This window comes from Buttiauxella sp. 3AFRM03 (assembly GCF_003675305.1).
In the GTDB taxonomy this organism is placed as follows: domain Bacteria; phylum Pseudomonadota; class Gammaproteobacteria; order Enterobacterales; family Enterobacteriaceae; genus Buttiauxella; species Buttiauxella ferragutiae.
Window position 1 is genome coordinate 76,066 of record NZ_CP033076.1, and the last position, 17,240, is coordinate 93,305.

Below are 17,240 nucleotides of genomic sequence, written 5' to 3' on the forward strand. Positions count from 1 at the left end.
TCATTTCCCTTCGGTGCGATAGCGGGCTTCCATTACCCGGATATCATTGCGGACGGGTAGCCGGTAGCGCCAGGTCAGTGCGACAGTGAACGTGTCGGTATTTATTGCCAGGGTATCTATCCATAACAGTTGTGGTATCAGCCCACCGATGTTCATTCGGAGTAACACCATTGCCTGATGCGCTGGAAGGATAAAACGGATATCCCCATCCGGGTGAAAGCCTGTCAGCACAAATTCTGGTCCCGGTTCGGGATACCGAATCTGCTGGGTATGCGGTGCTCCATTCCAGTAGCCAAAATCAAAATCATCCGGCAGGTCGGGGTGCTGCGTTTCCAGCCATTGCTGGTCGTAGGTTCCTGCCAGCGGCAGGCGTGGCAACCAGGCGCGACCGATACAACCAAAGCCGGCAGGCTGATATTCGGAAGCAAACCAGTCGGCTTTCCCGTCAAGGCAGGCAACGAATTGTTTGAGGGTAAAGGGGGCGTCCAGCGCGATGATACAGGGAGCTTCAACCTGCTGAACCTCGCAGGCGTGCAGATACCATGGCTGCATGTAACCCAGCCCCAAAGGGTTCACCGGGCAGGCCATATGCGCCAGCGGTGGGTTGTTCTGGTCGGGATGTTCGCGGCGTTGCACATCTGTCAGGAGGTATTCTTCGGGAATGCGCTCAGCGTGATGACTATCAGCCTCTATGCGACACTCGCCGCCAAAGGCGTAACGGTAATCCAGCGGCAGGGAAGTAAATGGCTCCGGCTCTGTTTCATACCACTCCCCGGTTAGCGCCTGGCGCTGGTAAAAGCGTCTGCCGGTTACCTGCAGTTTCTTGTCCACCAGTACTTCGCCTGAAGGTGAGTACATCTGTATACCTGCCGTCATTTCCTGCGCGGCAGCCCCGCCAGGTGTATAAGCGGTACCGTTGACGATGATATCGCAGAGAGGTTTCAGCGGGGCGAGGTCACTTTCACGCAGCACCGGGGAAAGGTTCATTTCACCGGCATATTCATCTTCCACACATAACGGTAGCACCGGGTTTTCCATCAGTAGTGCCTGCCACAGTCCCTCAGCATCCTGTACCAGCCGGAAGCCGGTTTTCATGGCAACCACCCGATGACGTTCGTTATGCTTATCATCCATTGCGTATTCCATCACTGAAAATGGAGTCCGATTACGGAATTCCATATATATTCCTTTCCTTTTTCTGAAATAAAAGAATGCGTATCTATTTATGTATTAGTGGGATTCATTTTTATGATGAATGAAATAACGTTTTTTTCTAAAAAATAATATCAATAATTAGAAGGTATTTTGAATGTGAAGTTTATGAGGATTGTCAATTTAATGAATTGTTTTTTAATTGATATGTGAGTAATGATTAATATTTTGGTATTTCTGGTGAAGTGCTAAGGTAAAGTGTTGAATTATATTTTGGAGAGCTTTGCCAACTCGTTTTTTATTTTAAGTATCACTAACTTCATTCTTAACTAAATGGCTAGGAGATAAAAAAGCCTCCCGCAGGAGGCTCTATCAAACTAAACCAATACTTACTGTTGTGGAACCGCGGGAACCGCAGGCAGTGCTGGAACCGGTGGCACTTCCAGTTCAGGTGCTGGCTCGGCGCCGGTATCTGGCAAACCAAACATGCCAAACAGTTCGCTCAGTGGCATTTTCTGGCCGTTCAACGTGACCTGACTATTGGAATATTGCAGGCTGGAAACCACGTTATTTCCCTCCATTGTGGTCACACGGAACATTTGCCCCATTGCGGCCATGCCTTTAATTTGTTGCTCGGCAAGTTTAGCGGCCTCGGCTGGCTGATACCCTTCAAGCTGTGCAATCTGAGTCATTAACTCTGTCGCCATATCCACTGGAATCACCAGCTTGCTATCGAGGGATTTCACCACGCGATTAATCTGTTCTTCCTGAGAGGTTGGCTCGCCAGTAGCGGTTGATGGGTCTTTCAGGAACAGTGAGAGGTTAAAGGTACTTTCGCCTTTGGCATTCTTCCAGCTCAACGGTGCAATGGTAATGACCGGATCGCCTTTCAACAACAGTGGCAGGTTAGCGGCAAACAGCTCAACAATTCGCTGCTGATAAATATCTGGATCTTTCGCCGTTGCCGGGTCTGCCAGCAGTTTTTGCGACTCAGCATTGTACAACTTGCTGAACTCTTGCACGGCTGCACCATCAAGGTTGCCAATTTTTACCGTCAATTTGCCGCTACCAAGATCTTTGCTCTGTACTTTGAGCGACTTCAGGGTGTAATCGATTTGACCAGAAAGATGTTTTTTATCTTCCTGCAATTCGGATTTGGCATCGATACCTAAACCTTCCACCACGGCCATCTCTTTGCCTTCGATGGAAACCGCGAGTTTGTCGATAGAACCTTTTTGGCTACCAATACGTTCGATAAATTCGCTACGGCTGCTATTGCCTTCGGTTTTGATGCCATTGAATGTCATCAGTACTTTTTGGCCATATTCGTTGGTGGTATTCACCAGGCCGCTTTGTGCTTCTCCGCTGATAGCAATTTTGTCACCGTTACCATCGACATCCGCTTTGAATTGGCCGCCGCTGAAGGCCACTTTTTCATCGCCTTTAACGTAGTCCAGTGGCAGCAAATTGATATCTGAAGAGGTATCACCGCTATAGCCGATACGCGTTTGTGCATCAATAAATGACTGCCCTTTAGCGATATCAAATAAAGGTTTAGTGGTCGGGTTATTGACCAGCGTGGTGTGAACGGATGCCATGGCCGGCAGCAGATTGAATTTTTTCAGTTGTGTGAAGGGGAATGGGCCGTGATCAATAGTTTCATTGAAGACGATACTTTGCTCAGGCCTGAGAATGGCACTGGTCACTCCTGCTTTCGGTTTGATAACTAACTGCATTGAGCTGTGGAACAGACCACGCTGATAGTCCTGGTAGCTTAGCGTTAAACCAGCTTCCGGTGAGGCTTTGTTCAATTCGGCGTTAGCGTTAGCCACCATCTCCGCCATGCGGCCTTCAAGCTGTTTACCGGTGTACCAGGCAGTACCTGTCCACACCACACCCAGAGCCACAATGACACCTACAGCAACCAGTGATTTTTTCATTCAGTCGTCGTCCATATAAAGTGCGTCTGCTGGTAGTCCTCCAGCAGACGATTGAAATGCCAACCGGCATTTAAGAAATCTATCCTGTGAAGCTTAGCAATCCTGAATTAAAAGATCAGTAAGTTACTTCAAACTCAGATTTTGGAATAGACGCGAGCCACACGGCCAACGCCGCTAATAGCAACCGGTGATTCTTCGGCAGAGATAAACGCCGACTCACCAGGTTTGAGTACCAGTTGCTGTTGGTCCTTGCTCAAGACTGCTTCGCCTTCGGTACAGAAAACGATGGCCGCACTGGTTTGCGCAAGCTCGGTCTTTTGCGCGCTGAGATCGTGCAAAGAGAACGCGAAGTCATCAACCGGAATAGGGAAGTCCAGCTCGTTTGCCAGTTTCACTGGCTGAGTTAACAACTCTGCCGCCGGTTTAGGTTCAAACTTCACGTTTGCGACCAGTTCAGGAATATCGATGTATTTTGGCGTCAGACCGGCACGCAGCACGTTATCGGAGTTCGCCATCACTTCCAGCGCCACACCCTTCAGGTAGGCATGCGGGGTTTCGGCAAACAGGAACATCGCTTCGCCTGGCTGCAATTTCACGACATTTAATAGCAATGGTGAGAACAAACCACTGTCATCCGGGTAGAACTCAGAAATCACCCGAATGGTTTCCCATGGCTCACCCTGTTGATTATTAAGAGCGGCTTTCAATACGCCCAACGCAAGGGGCTTTTCATCACCTTTCATATTCAGCAAGCTGGCGAAAAGCTGTGACAAACATTCAGCATCAGGCTGTTGTAAGAAGTGAGCGATGGCAGGATGTGCACCGGAAACTGGCTGCAAAAGCGAAACAATATCAGCAAATTCGCGGAAGGCGTTCATGGCGAGGAACGGCGTTAAGGCAAACACCAGTTCAGGTTTATGGTTTGGATCTTTGTAGTTACGCTCAGCAGCATCTAACGGGATGCCTGCCGCGTTCTCTTTGGCAAAACCTAACTCAGATGCTTTCTTGTTAGGATGCACCTGGATGGAAAGCGGTTGATCGGCACACAGCACTTTAAAGAGGAAAGGTAACTCACCAAAACGCTCTGCAACGGCCTTGCCCAGCAGTGCGGGTTTGTTCGCATCAATCACATCACGCAGTGAACGCGCCTGACCATTATCAAGAATTTTTGAGCTGCTTTTCGGGTGTGCACCCATCCACAGTTCTGCCATTGGCAGGTTTTGCGGATTTTGCACACTATAAAGTTCCGTTAACGCAGTTTTACTTCCCCATGCGTAGTTTTGCACTGAGTTGATCAGTTTTTGCATTATCAAGCCCTGTAGTAATGTAGATAAAGTTCCGGCTATTAAACCAATTATCTGTGATGAAGTAACCTGGGGAGTAAAAAGTCGTATTAGTCTCAGTTTTTGTTAAAAAACTGTGTAGCATATTGTGATTCATTTTTAACACGGTGCAGGTTTGCTGTACCCGAAGCCATAAATAGTTAACGTAGCTAATGTCGTAAGTGAGAGAACAATGCCGAACAAAGCCTTTCATTATCAAGAGCCGTTCCCGTTAAAAAAAGATGAAACTGAATACTACTTGCTAAGCAGTGATTATGTTTCAGTGTCGGAGTTCGAAGGGCAGGAAGTCCTGAAAGTTGACCCCAAAGCCCTCACGTTACTGACCCAACACGCCTTCCACGATGCCTCGTTTATGTTGCGCCCGGCCCATCAGCAGCAAGTGGCCGATATCCTCAATGATCCTGAAGCCAGCGAAAACGATAAGTACGTCGCGCTGCAATTCCTGCGTAACTCTGAAATCGCCGCCAAAGGTATCTTGCCGACCTGCCAGGATACCGGTACGGCGATAATCATGGGTAAAAAAGGCCAACGTGTCTGGACAGGTGGTGGCGATGAAGAAGCGCTGTCTCGCGGCGTCTACAACACCTTTATTGAAGATAACCTGCGCTACTCGCAAAACGCGGCGCTGGATATGTACCAGGAGGTGAACACCGGCACCAACCTGCCAGCACAAATCGATCTTTATACTGTCGATGGTGACGAATACAAATTCCTCTGTGTCGCCAAAGGTGGCGGTTCAGCTAACAAAACCTATCTGTATCAGGAAACTAAGGCGCTGCTGAGTCCTGGCCGTCTGAAAGATTACCTGGTCGATAAAATGTGCAGCCTCGGTACTGCCGCGTGTCCGCCATACCATGTCGCGTTTGTGATTGGTGGCACTTCAGCTGAAGCCACGCTGAAAACAGTCAAACTAGCATCAACCAAGTACTATGACGGACTGCCGACCGAAGGTAACGAACACGGCCAGGCCTTCCGCGATGTTCAGCTTGAAGAAGAGTTGCTTAAAGAAGCGCAGAATCTGGGGTTAGGTGCGCAGTTCGGTGGCAAATATTTCGCGCATGACATCCGCGTTGTGCGTTTGCCGCGCCACGGGGCATCATGCCCGGTAGGGATGGGCGTTTCTTGCTCCGCCGACCGCAACATTAAAGCCAAGATCAACCGTGACGGTATCTGGATCGAGAAACTCGAGCACAATCCTGGCAAGTTCATTCCACAAGAGCTGCGCCAGGCGGGGGAGGGCGAGGCGATTAAAGTCGACCTGAATCGCCCAATGAGCGAGATCCTCAAGCAGCTATCGCAATACCCGGTTTCTACCCGTCTTTCTTTAAGCGGCACGATAATTGTGGCGCGTGACATCGCCCACGCTAAACTCAAAGAGCGTATCGACAACGGCGAAGGGTTGCCGCAATACATTAAAGATCATCCGGTGTATTACGCGGGGCCTGCCAAAACGCCAGAAGGTTATGCGTCGGGTTCCCTCGGGCCGACAACCGCCGGGCGCATGGACTCTTATGTCGATCTATTGCAAGCCAACGGCGGCAGCATGGTGATGCTGGCGAAAGGTAACCGTAGCCAACAAGTGACGGATGCCTGCCATAAACACGGTGGTTTCTATCTTGGCAGTATCGGCGGCCCGGCAGCGGTTCTGGCGCAGCAAAGCATCAAGAGCCTCGACTGCGTTGAGTATGCTGAGCTGGGGATGGAAGCTATCTGGAAAATCGAAGTCGAAGACTTCCCAGCCTTTATTCTGGTCGATGACAAGGGCAATGACTTCTTCCAGAAAATACACGCTTCGCAATGTACGCGATGCGTGAAGTAGACCACTCAAGCCGCCCATAAGGGCGGTTTTTTTTGCTCAAAGGAGAATGAAATGGTAGCCGTTCGTAGTGAAAAAGACTCAATGGGCCCAATTGACGTCCCGGCAGATAAACTGTGGGGCGCACAAACTCAGCGCTCTCTTGAGCACTTCCGCATTTCCACTGAAAAAATGCCAACTGCACTGATCCAGGCGCTGGCATTAACCAAACGGGCAGCCGCGAAGGTGAATATGGATTTGGGCCTGTTGGTGGCTGAGCGCGGCAACGCCATCATCAACGCGGCTGATGAAGTGCTGGCAGGTAAACACCCGGATGAATTCCCGTTAGCCATCTGGCAAACCGGCTCTGGTACCCAGAGCAACATGAATATGAACGAAGTACTGGCAAACCGCGCGAGTGAAATTCTCGGTGGTGTGCGCGGCATGGAGCGTAAAGTTCACCCCAACGACGACGTGAATAAAAGCCAAAGTTCGAACGACGTTTTCCCAACGGCTATGCACGTTGCGGCGGTGATTGCGCTGCGCGAACAACTTATCCCGCAATTGAACGTGCTGAAAGCAACGTTGCACAGCAAAGCCGAAGCCTTCCGCGACATCGTCAAAATTGGCCGTACCCATTTACAAGATGCCACACCGTTAACCCTCGGCCAGGAGATTTCCGGCTGGGTAGCGATGCTTGAGCACAATCTTAAGCATGTCGAGAACAGCTTGCCGCATGTTGCGGAGCTGGCGCTGGGTGGGACAGCAGTGGGAACCGGGCTGAATACGCACCCTGAATATGCCGTTCGCGTAGCCAAAGAACTGGCTGAAATTACCGGGCAACCGTTTATCACCGCGCCGAATAAATTCGAAGCGCTGGCAACCTGCGATGCGCTGGTGCATGCCCATGGCGCATTAAAAGGGCTGGCGGCGTCACTGATGAAAATTGCCAACGACGTGCGTTGGTTGTCCTCTGGGCCACGCTGCGGGATTGGTGAAATCGCGATTCCTGAGAACGAACCGGGCAGTTCAATTATGCCAGGCAAAGTTAACCCAACGCAGTGCGAAGCGATGACGATGCTGTGTTGCCAGGTGATGGGCAACGATGTGGCTGTGAATATCGGCGGCGCATCGGGCAATTTTGAGCTTAACGTCTACCGCCCGATGGTGATTCACAACTTCTTGCAATCGGTGCGTTTGTTGGCCGATGGCATGGAAAGTTTTAACGAGCATTGCGCGGTAGGCATCGAGCCGAACCGTGACCGAATCGCCCAACTGCTGAATGAATCGCTGATGCTGGTGACGGCGCTCAATACACACATCGGCTACGACAAAGCGGCGGAAATTGCCAAGAAAGCCCATAAAGAAGGGCTGACACTGAAGGCATCAGCGTTAAAGCTCGGTTATCTCAGCGAAGACGAATTTGACGCCTGGGTGCGTCCGGAAGAGATGGTCGGCAGTATGAAACAGTAAGCTTTACTGCGCCTGCCTCACTCTTCGCAATACAGATGCAGGCGCGGGATCACCAGCCGTAACGGTTGCGCATCCGGCTTATAACGATGGCGGATATTCTGCGCATCATAATTGAGTAATTCCCCGATTTCAGGCGGCATTTCGCCATTGTCAGAATTGCACAATACAATCAGCGGCGAAGGGCAGGCATGTTGCACCTGTTTTTTGCGTGCCTGATACCATGCGCGAGCCACAGGCTGCACCTTGACGGGACGTTTAATTTTCAGGCGCACGTTATCCGACAGGCGACTGATGTCATTGAGCTCGCGGGTAATTTGCTCGGCCCATTGTTCGCGGGTATACGGCGGCACAGCGCGATTTGCTTTAAGGCTCTTCTCCAGTATCTCGATCACCTCACGCCGGGAATAGTTTTTGATGATTTGCTTATTCGCCCAGCCAAAATTGAGCGTGTCCGGGTTTTCCAACAGCGTGATGGTGCGATAGGCGTTGAGCGTAATCAGCCCAGGTAGTTGGCGGTGTACCCACTCAAAACGCTGCACGCTGGCTAAACCTGATTCCACACTGACAATATTTTCAAACTCTTGTTTGTGCTGATTAATTCGCTGAATCAGTTCCCGTGTTTGCTCGCGTTCCTGCTCGTTTACCTGATAACAAACCGCACCCGGTAGGCGTACAGCGGCCTTACTGCTGGTTTTTTCCGACTGCTGCTGGATAAACAGGCGAGTAAAGTGGGAAAGGGTGGCCTGGTGCGCGGTTTTACCGAGTAGTTGCGTGACCTCAATTTTAGTCACCGCATCGTGCTCTTTCCCTTTATCTACCGTAGGAAGCGGGAAAACACGGCCAACCAATAATCGATAACTCTCGAGATGTTCACGTAATTGATGCAGGTCGCGCTCGATCTCACGAAAGGTACTGTTCAGGCGTTCAATCAAATCATATTTAGCCATTTCGCTATCCATTAGTTACAACATACTAATTGATTTATAACATAGGGAGATGAACCTGACCATCGGCGTGGTAATGGTCAGGCAGGTGACAATGGATTTTTAGCAGGGTGGCGTCATTGAAGCTAATGGCTGGGGGGACTGAGACTGATGACAAACCTTTTTCACAGGTCGGATAAGCGCAGCGCCATCCGACACTTTTATCTGTAACAACAGGCGAAAATGGTGGATGACGCTATCGCTTATCCACCCTACGAAACCTGTTTAGTGACCTTTTTCAGCAGTCTGATTCGGTTTTTATCGGCCAGCTAAAGCGGAAGCGAGCACCACCCAGAGCACCGCTATCCACCACCACCGATCCTTCCATCGCAGTGGCAACGGAGTGCACGATTGCCAGCCCTAATCCACATCCGCCCGTGGCGCGGTCGCGGCTAGGGTCGAGGCGCACGAATGGTTCAAATACTCGCTCGCGTTCTTCGGCTGGAATGCCGGGGCCATCGTCTTCGACTTGCAAAATTGCGGTTTTGTTATCGAGCCACAGGCTGATGCGCAGTTTCTCTTTGCTGTAACGCAGCGCGTTGTTGACCAGATTATCGGTCACGCGCTCCATCAGGCGCAGGTCTATCAGGCCAAAATCACCGGCGGCTGGCGTATCCAGCAAAATAGTGAGCTGCGGATGAATGATTCTGACATCGGCAATATGTTCATCAAGCCAGCGGGGGACATCCACGCTTGCCAGTTGCAGCTCCGTTTGCGGGCGGTCGAGGCGTGCGTAAGTGAGAAGTTCTTCGATCAGTGCTTCGAGTTGGCCAATATCACGGTTCAGCGCCAGTGACTCTGCTTGCGTCAGGTTATCACTCATCTCAAGGCGATAACGCAAACGCACCAGCGGCGTGCGCAGCTCATGGGCAATCCCGTCAATCAACATTTTCTTACTGGCAATTTGGGCGTTGATACTGTCAGCCATTTGGTTAAATGCGACACCTAATCTCTCGAAACTGGAAGCGCTGTCGAAATGAATACGCTCATCAAGATACCCGGCACCTAACCGTTGCGCGGCGGTTTCCAGTTTGAGCATGTCCTTCCAGTGCGGACGCATCCAGATAAACACCGGGAAGGCGAGGGAAATGGCAATAAACGCCATGAGCGCGACGTCCAGCAGACGCATCTGGTGCAAGAAAAAGAGATAAGGAATAGGGCCGACGGCCAGAACGTAATGGCTGCGAGGAATACGCTGAATAAAAGTGTATTCATCGTCGAGAGCAACGATTTCACCGGCACGCAGGTGGCGCATCGTCATGTCATCAAGCTTGAATTTTTCAATCGGCTCGATGTGCAGCTTAAAGGACAAGTTGAGGTCGAGATCTTTAATGGTTTTGTTCCAGTCACGCGGCGGGATTTCACGTAACTCGCTACGCATCAAGTACAGCGAGCTTTTCATTAAATCATCAAGCGACTGGCGGCCGGCCCGCTCGGCAGTGAATTTGTACACCAGGCCAACCAGCATGGTCATCACCAGGAAGCAGACGAACAGTAAGAGATAGAACTGAATAAATAGTTTTTTCAACGAAAATCACCGGTTTATCAGATTATGAGAGCTGCTTCCTGTCAGGCAGGAGTGCGACGAGGACAAGCGGGACGGCGTGTTCTTGCCCCATCTGGCTGGCTATGTAAGCAGGGTTTGCCCCTGCTGACAATATCCGGCATCTAATCTGGCATGTAAACTCAGGGGAAATGTCTGAATTACACCGTGGCGGCAACCGATTGGTGGGTGGGGCTCATCGGTTTGTGCTGTTCTGCCAGCAACTGGCAAACGGCATTGCCTGGTAAAGGGCGGTGGAATAAAAACCCCTGACACAGTTCGATTCCTGCTTCTTGCACTTGCTCCAACTCTTGCGCTGTTTCAACGCCTTCAATCAGGATTTCACACTGAATAACTGTGCATAATTTCACGACTTGTTGCAGGAAGCAAAATCCATCTGGCTTGGCTAAACCCAGCACCATGGAGCGATCCAGCTTAATTTTATCCAGCGGATAGCGGGTCAGATAATGCAGCGTGGAATATCCTGAGCCAAAGTCATCGAGGGCAATTTTGATTCCCAGTCTGCGCATTTTATCCAGTACTTCGGCAACGCGTACCGGTTCCTGCACCTTTTGCGACTCGGTAATTTCGAATTCCAGTTGCCATCCAGTGGGTAGCGGTTTAGCCATCACTTTACGGACGATATTGAGCAGCCGGTAGTCGATCAGCGTCTGCGGTGAAATATTGACCGAGAGCGTCATGTTTTCGGCATCAGACATATGTTCGCGAACGTAATCCAGCGCGTGCTCCATGACCCAGAAATCAATCTCCGGCATCATGCCGGTGCGCTCATAGTATTTCAGGAAAACGGGAGGGGTAATCTTGCCGTCATCGCTCTGGTGGCGGAGCAACACTTCAAGGGCGACGATTTTCCGGTCTGTAAGACGAACCTGTGGCTGGAAATAGAGGATGAACTGACCGCTGGTTTGCAATTTCTCAATTTTCCGCTGGGCTTCGATATAGCTATTTTGCTCAACCACATGGCTGTAATTGGGCACCATTTCAAAATCAGTCGGTTGGTTGATTTTCATCTCGCCAGTCAGTAAATCGAGATCGGTATTATCAGCAGTGGATTGTTTTAATGAGCTTTTGACGAAAGGGCGATAAATGATCACGCCAAGAGCAAGCAACAGCAGATAAAGCAGCACCGCAACCGGCGAGTGGCCGCTGGCTAGCCACACTTTTAGCGGCCCAGGTGTTGACCAACTGACGATTTCTGAAATCCGTGGAATGAGTTCCATATACGTCGCGCCATAGGCCACCAGATAGGCGGATAACGGTGTCAGGACGAACGGAATGATCATCACTGGGTTGAGGACAATCGGGAAGCCAAAAATCAGCGGTTCATTGATGTTAAACAATGCCATCGGAGCGGCAACACTCAGCAAGCGACGGTGCTGGCTTTTTTTCTGCATCAAAATGCAGATAATCAGGCTTAGCGTATTTCCGGTGCCACCAGAATTACACCACATATCATAAAACACCGGGCTGAGAATATTGAGTGCGCTATGTCCGGCATGCCATTCACTGATATTGACTTTAGCCGCGGCAGTAAATGCGACATCAATGTCCATAAATAGATAATAACCATGCAGGCCAAAGAACCATGGCACACTGCGTAACAGTACATACAAAATACCGTGTAGAAAATCTGTCGGATAAAAATACAGCGACAAACTGCTGAAGAAATTCATCGTATTCATGACATAGATTTCAGCACCTAATTTTATTACGCTGCTGAACAGGGCGATAATTCCCAATGTGACAAAAAATGAGATAATCGTAATATTATTGTTATCTTTCCATTGCCGAATTTTTAGCAGGTTTTTGCTGACGACTTCTTGTAATACATTACCGATAATTCCGGATGCCAGAGCCATGGGAATACTGATGTCGAGGAAAAACTGGGCATTGTCATCAAGTATACGGCGGAAGATCATCAGGGTGCTGATACTGAGCGCGATACAATAAATTTGTGAAAGCCGGTTTCTCACTGCCCAGTGCACCGCGATATAGATGTTCATCACCAGCGGTGCCAGAGACAGGAAACCGATCTGCAACTGCATGAACCACACCGCGGCGTTGTTGAAGCCTGCAGTGTCACAAATTACGGAAGCGGTAATCACCAGCCCGCGAACAATCGAAAGAGGAACTATCGCCATCGTGCTGGCGATAATGGCATTGGCATAGCGATTATTTAATAACTTAATTTGGCTATTATTTAAACGGCACAGCAGGTTGTTGTGAAGCCACTCTTTTATCACAAAATCACCTAAAGCAATGATGGCTATTAATAGTTTTTTTACATGGATGATCGAGGGCGCTGAATCAGAGTTTTTATGTTTATGCCATCGAAAAATATAGTCATATTTCTACAATTAATGGTGCTGGTTATATCCAAAAATAAACACATGCGCTAAAGTTATTCTCGCTAATTTATTTTAAAAAAACGTGTTTTGTCTTGAATAAAACAAATTCAGAGGGAATCTATCATAACTGAGGTTATTATTTCTATGCGAGCGAGTATTAAATTTGGCCACCTGAATTTAATTCATCATCAAATCAGGTGGCTCGCACTATAACGGGTATAAAACTGTCAGGCTTCGCTTTCCCACGCATGCGGGGCAAATAAATAACCTTTATTGCGTACGGTTTTTATTCTGAAGGGTTCCGTGGCGCTATCGTAGAGTTTCTTTCTCAAGCGGGAAATGGCGACATCAACGCTGCGATCTAAGCCGTCATAAGTCACGCCACGCAGGTTTTTCAGCAAGGCATCGCGGTCCATGATTTGTCCCGCGTGGGTAGCCAGTTCCCATAGCAAATCGAAATCAGCCGTTGAGAGCGTGATATTTTCGCTACCCAGCGTCACCTGGCGGTTTACCGGGTCAATACACAACGTGCCAAAGCGCATCGCTTTGTGAGGTTTAAGCGCATTAGAGCTACTTTCGACGGTTTGCTGTGCTGAAACGCGCTGGCGCAGATGAAGGCGCAGACGCGCTAACAGAACGGCTGGCGGAGTAGTTTTAAGAATATAATCGTTGGCACCCATTTCGAGCGACAATATATGGTTCATATCGCTGTCGAGTGAGGTGAGCAACACAATCGGGCCATCCCATTGCGGGCGTAAATCACGGCATAACGTCATGCCGTCTTTGCCTGGTAGCATCACATCCAGCAGGACAAGGTCCGGGCACTGCTGCGCAATCGTCGCTTCGGCGCGATCGCCACGGCTTTCGACAATAACGTCAATGTCATGTTTGCCGAGGTAAGCGGCAATTAACGCTCCTACTTCTGGATCGTCTTCTACGTATACGATTTTATTCATGGCCAGCGCATCAAATCAAAAGGAAAACATACCCTGGTTCTGGGGGCAAAACCATATATGACGGGTAAACGGATTTATCGAAGCGGGCGGCCGCCATCAACGGCATGTGTCCGGCCAGTGACGTATTGGCTGCTGAACAGATAATCGACCAAAGCAATTATTTCCTGCTCGCCAGGGGCGATTTTCATCAGTGATTTGTTGAGCGCTTCTTGACGATACTGCGCATCGTCATGCTCGTTGAACATAATCATCGCTGGCGCAATGGCATTCACTTTCACTTCAGGGGCCAGCTTACGGGCAAAAGAACGCGTCAGATTATCCAGCGCGGCTTTACTGGCGGCATAGGCGATATGCTTGTCGCTCCCGCGTTCGACGACATAATCGGTGAAATGAATAATGTCGGCACTGGCATGACCATGCCCGCGCAGTAAAGGTTCAAGAAGATGATTGAGTAAATAGGGCGTATTGACGTGAATTTGCAGCATCGCTGCCAGAGTCGCGGCAGGAGATAAGTCGGGCGACTCGGCAAGCCAGGCACTGGCGTTATGCACAATGGCGCGCAAGCCAGCGCAATGCTGCTTCACGGCATCAGCAAACTGCGTAATGCCGTCATTGCTCGAAAAGTCCCCGTACAAACAAACCGCTCCAGCTTGTTCAAGCTCATCTACCGCAGCATAACGCGTGCGGTAGCTGATGATTACGGGTTGTTGCTGAGCCAAAAAGTGTCGTGCTAATGCCAGGCCAATTCGTTTACCGGCACCGGTAATCAAAACAGGACGAGCAGATGATGTAATCCCCATCGACGACTCCTTGTTAGTTACTTCACCAGTACCCATGTCGCCGGAAACGCCGCTACCAGCATCAAGATAATTACCGATTTTTCTTTGAGATTCAGCCCAATATCATGCGTATGGGTGCTGCGAGTGTACATAAAGACTAATAAACCCGGCGCATACAATACCACTGAAAGCAGCAGGTGCATCGGGCCTGACGCATAAAGTAACCATAAGCCATAAATACAGGCTCCCAGGCCAATCGCCTTATGCAGCGGTCGGGTTGAGATTTTCAGCAAAAAGGCGCCAACCAGGAAATAGGGTACCAGAATCATTTCTGAAGCGATGGTTAAAAGGGTGTTGTAATCCGACCCGGTCAACCAAATCAACACCAGGCAAATTTGCACGCTGATGTTGGTCAGCCACAGGGATGCGGATGGCGCGTTATTTTTGTTCTGACGGGCAAAAATTTTCGGGAATGCTTTGTGCGTTGCAGCGAGGAACGGGACTTCAGCCGCCATTATCGTCCAGCTAAGATAAGCGCCGCATACCGAAACAATCAGCCCTGCGGCGATAATAATTTCACCCCATGGCCCCATCATTTCGACCATCAAGCCTGCCATCGACGGGTTGCGCATGCCAGCAAGTTCCGGACGTGCAATCACACCCAGAGAAAGCAACGTTACCAGCAGGTAAACGCATAATGCGGCAACTACCGCTAACAATGTGGCGCGACCAACGTCATTTTTATTACGCGCTCGAGCGGAAACCACCACGGCACCTTCCACACCAATAAATACCCACAAGGTAATAAGCATGGTGTTTTTGACCTGTTCCCAAACCGGAACACCCAGCGCAATCCCGCTGAAATCAAGGCTAAAAGTGGAGAGTTTAAAGGCTATCGCCGCCAGCACCACAAACAAACCCAGCGGTATCAATTTTGCCAATGTGGCGACCAGATTGATGCTGGCTGCGGTTTGTACGCCACGCAAAACCAGGAAATGCACCATCCACAGCAAGACAGATGCACCAACAATCGATTGCCACGTATTACCATCACCAAACAGGCGTAATTCTGGCGTATCGGTGAAGAAACTTAACGCCGAGAAAACGATAACCAAATATGAAACGTTGGCGATGACGGCACAAAGCCAGTAACCCCAGGCAGAAAAGAAACCAATCAGCTCGCCAAAGCCTTCACGTGCATAAGTAAAAATCCCGCCATCGAGATCCGGACGCAAACGGGTCAACACCAGCATTGCCAGTGCCAGCAGTAAAATACCAGCACCCGTGATGGCCCAACCGATCAGCAAAGCTGCCGGGCTAGCCACACTCGCCATATTTTGCGGCAGGCTAAAAACACCAGCACCGAGCATTGAACTCAAAACTAATGCCGTTAATGCAGCGAGGCCAAGCTTCTTTTCCATTGCAGTCCTGTAATTTTCCAATTAGAGCCAGAATAATTATTATGCTTTTGTGCATAAAAATGGTGGGTAACGCTAAGGCGCGGGATTTTACGGAGAGTACGAGCTGCTTGCAATGGCATGAGCCACAAAATCATCGGGGAAATAAAAAAAGGGCACTCACGGCCCTTTTTAGAATTTTTAGCGGGGGATATCTTACTTGTACAAATCCGCGCTGATAGTCAAGTTACCACCACGTTCTTCCCATTGACGGGTGATGTGGTAGTACTTAGCACCTTTCTTCGCAGCGCGTTTCGCAACCTGATAAGAAACTTCAGTGCTGCTGCTGTAGTGGCCGGTGAACTTCACGCTATCAAATGGAACCATTTGTGCGGCGGTGACTTTGTTCACTTCCTGGATTTTTGTACCGTCAGGGAGCGTTACGGTGTAACGGCCACCTTGTGTGGTTTGCGTTTCAAAGAAACGGCCAACATCAGCACTTGGGGTACTGGAACTGGCGACACCTGGGATCTCAACAGCGGCGGCGGCGGCACCACCGGCTGCCAGGGCGGCTTTACCTGCTTCGGAATCAGCAGGGATCACATCAGAACTTTGCACCACACGTTTCTTGGCATCTTTTTTATAGATATAAGCGGTAATACGCTGGTTGCCACCGGAGTTTGCGTCGATTTGACGAACGATGTAGAACGAATCCGCACCTTTTTGTTTAGCCACTTTGGTGATCGCATCGTTAACTTCAGGCTGACTGCGATAAAAACCCTGGATGGTCACGGTATCGAATGGCTCAAGAAGATAGGCTTGATCTTTCGGTAATTCCGTCACGCCATTAATCACGCGATTAGTCGTTTTCTCAGCTTCAGGGGCATCTGCATGATACACATCTGCGACTACACGCCAGTTACCGCTGCTGCCAGTATCGTTAGTGTCCAACACGTAGAAAGATGCCGCACCCATATTATCCGCACGACGAGAAACAGATTTCACTGCTTCGCCAATAGAGTTAAAGCGGCCAGTGATGGTAATGCGATCAAAAGGTTTAAGAGCAGCAGCTTGATCGGGTGTCAGCTCTTTTGCTGCCTGAGCGGACAGCGTAGTAAGAGATATCAGTGCTGACGCCAGAAGAGTGGTCTTGAGCTTCATAAAAATAATCCTTCGCCTTGCGCAAAATGAATACAAATACCGCATTCTCTGAGGGTTACCTGCTAACCGCCGATTATGGCATTGAAACACTGCAACTGTCTGCGGCATTTTTCACTCTTCAAACGCGGATTACAGATATTTTCCATAACGAATATTTATATGTTAATAAAAGAGTCCTTTGACCAGTAAAAGCGGTAAAGCTTACAACTTAATTAGTTAATGTAATGTTAAATGTGCAATTTGCGATGGCTCAGAATCGTGAATTGAGGCTAAGTTTAAGCGGATTATCAGGTCTCACAGGTTAAAGTCAGTCAAAAAGAGCTGTCTGAAAGGCTCAACGCTAATCTTT

At 49.6% G+C, this 17,240-nt stretch carries 12 protein-coding genes; 2 read left to right on the plus strand and 10 right to left on the minus strand.

The window, feature by feature from the left end; all coding sequences use genetic code 11:
- The 3 genes from D8682_RS01650 to manA form a co-directional block, all read right to left on the minus strand.
- Positions 1-1,179, minus strand: coding sequence for a DUF2169 domain-containing protein (locus D8682_RS01650; RefSeq protein ID WP_121813329.1), 1,179 nt, complete (start codon positions 1,177-1,179; stop codon positions 1-3).
- Positions 1,180-1,541: 362 nt separating this feature from the next.
- Complete coding sequence (locus D8682_RS01655; RefSeq protein ID WP_121813330.1) at positions 1,542-3,092, minus strand: YdgA family protein; 1,551 nt, start codon at positions 3,090-3,092, stop codon at positions 1,542-1,544.
- Between the two features lie 134 nt (positions 3,093-3,226).
- Positions 3,227-4,399, minus strand: coding sequence for a mannose-6-phosphate isomerase (gene manA, locus D8682_RS01660; protein WP_121813331.1), 1,173 nt, complete (start codon positions 4,397-4,399; stop codon positions 3,227-3,229).
- Positions 4,400-4,607: 208 nt separating this feature from the next.
- Here manA and fumA point away from each other — a divergent pair, with 208 nt between their 5' ends.
- Entirely contained in the window at positions 4,608-6,254 is a 1,647-nt protein-coding gene (gene fumA / locus D8682_RS01665; protein ID WP_121813332.1) for a class I fumarate hydratase FumA, read from the plus strand.
- 51 nt (positions 6,255-6,305) lie between these two features.
- Positions 6,306-7,703 carry a class II fumarate hydratase gene (gene fumC / locus D8682_RS01670; protein WP_121813333.1) on the plus strand — a complete coding sequence of 466 codons (1,398 nt, stop codon included), beginning with the start codon at positions 6,306-6,308 and terminating at the stop codon, positions 7,701-7,703.
- A 17-nt stretch (positions 7,704-7,720) separates the two neighbouring features.
- Here the strand turns inward: fumC and tus are convergent, their stop codons facing one another.
- The 7 genes from tus to ydgH form a co-directional block, all read right to left on the minus strand.
- Positions 7,721-8,650, minus strand: a complete 930-nt coding sequence (gene tus / locus D8682_RS01675; RefSeq protein WP_064547227.1) for a DNA replication terminus site-binding protein — start codon at positions 8,648-8,650, stop codon at positions 7,721-7,723.
- 274 nt (positions 8,651-8,924) lie between these two features.
- The gene (rstB, locus tag D8682_RS01680; protein ID WP_121813334.1) at positions 8,925-10,214 is read right to left on the minus strand and encodes a two-component system sensor histidine kinase RstB; all 1,290 of its coding nucleotides are present in this window, start codon (positions 10,212-10,214) and stop codon (positions 8,925-8,927) included.
- 176 nt (positions 10,215-10,390) lie between these two features.
- The gene (locus D8682_RS01685; protein ID WP_121813335.1) at positions 10,391-12,493 is read right to left on the minus strand and encodes an EAL domain-containing protein; all 2,103 of its coding nucleotides are present in this window, start codon (positions 12,491-12,493) and stop codon (positions 10,391-10,393) included.
- 332 nt (positions 12,494-12,825) lie between these two features.
- Entirely contained in the window at positions 12,826-13,554 is a 729-nt protein-coding gene (gene rstA, locus D8682_RS01690) for a two-component system response regulator RstA (RefSeq protein ID WP_064547223.1), read from the minus strand.
- 74 nt (positions 13,555-13,628) lie between these two features.
- Positions 13,629-14,354 carry a dihydromonapterin reductase gene (gene folM, locus D8682_RS01695; protein ID WP_121813336.1) on the minus strand — a complete coding sequence of 242 codons (726 nt, stop codon included), beginning with the start codon at positions 14,352-14,354 and terminating at the stop codon, positions 13,629-13,631.
- A gap of 17 nt (positions 14,355-14,371) precedes the next feature.
- Positions 14,372-15,754, minus strand: a complete 1,383-nt coding sequence (locus D8682_RS01700; RefSeq protein ID WP_121813337.1) for an amino acid permease — start codon at positions 15,752-15,754, stop codon at positions 14,372-14,374.
- A gap of 192 nt (positions 15,755-15,946) precedes the next feature.
- The gene (gene ydgH, locus D8682_RS01705; RefSeq protein WP_064547216.1) at positions 15,947-16,891 is read right to left on the minus strand and encodes a DUF1471 family protein YdgH; all 945 of its coding nucleotides are present in this window, start codon (positions 16,889-16,891) and stop codon (positions 15,947-15,949) included.
- Positions 16,892-17,240 lie beyond the last annotated feature (349 nt).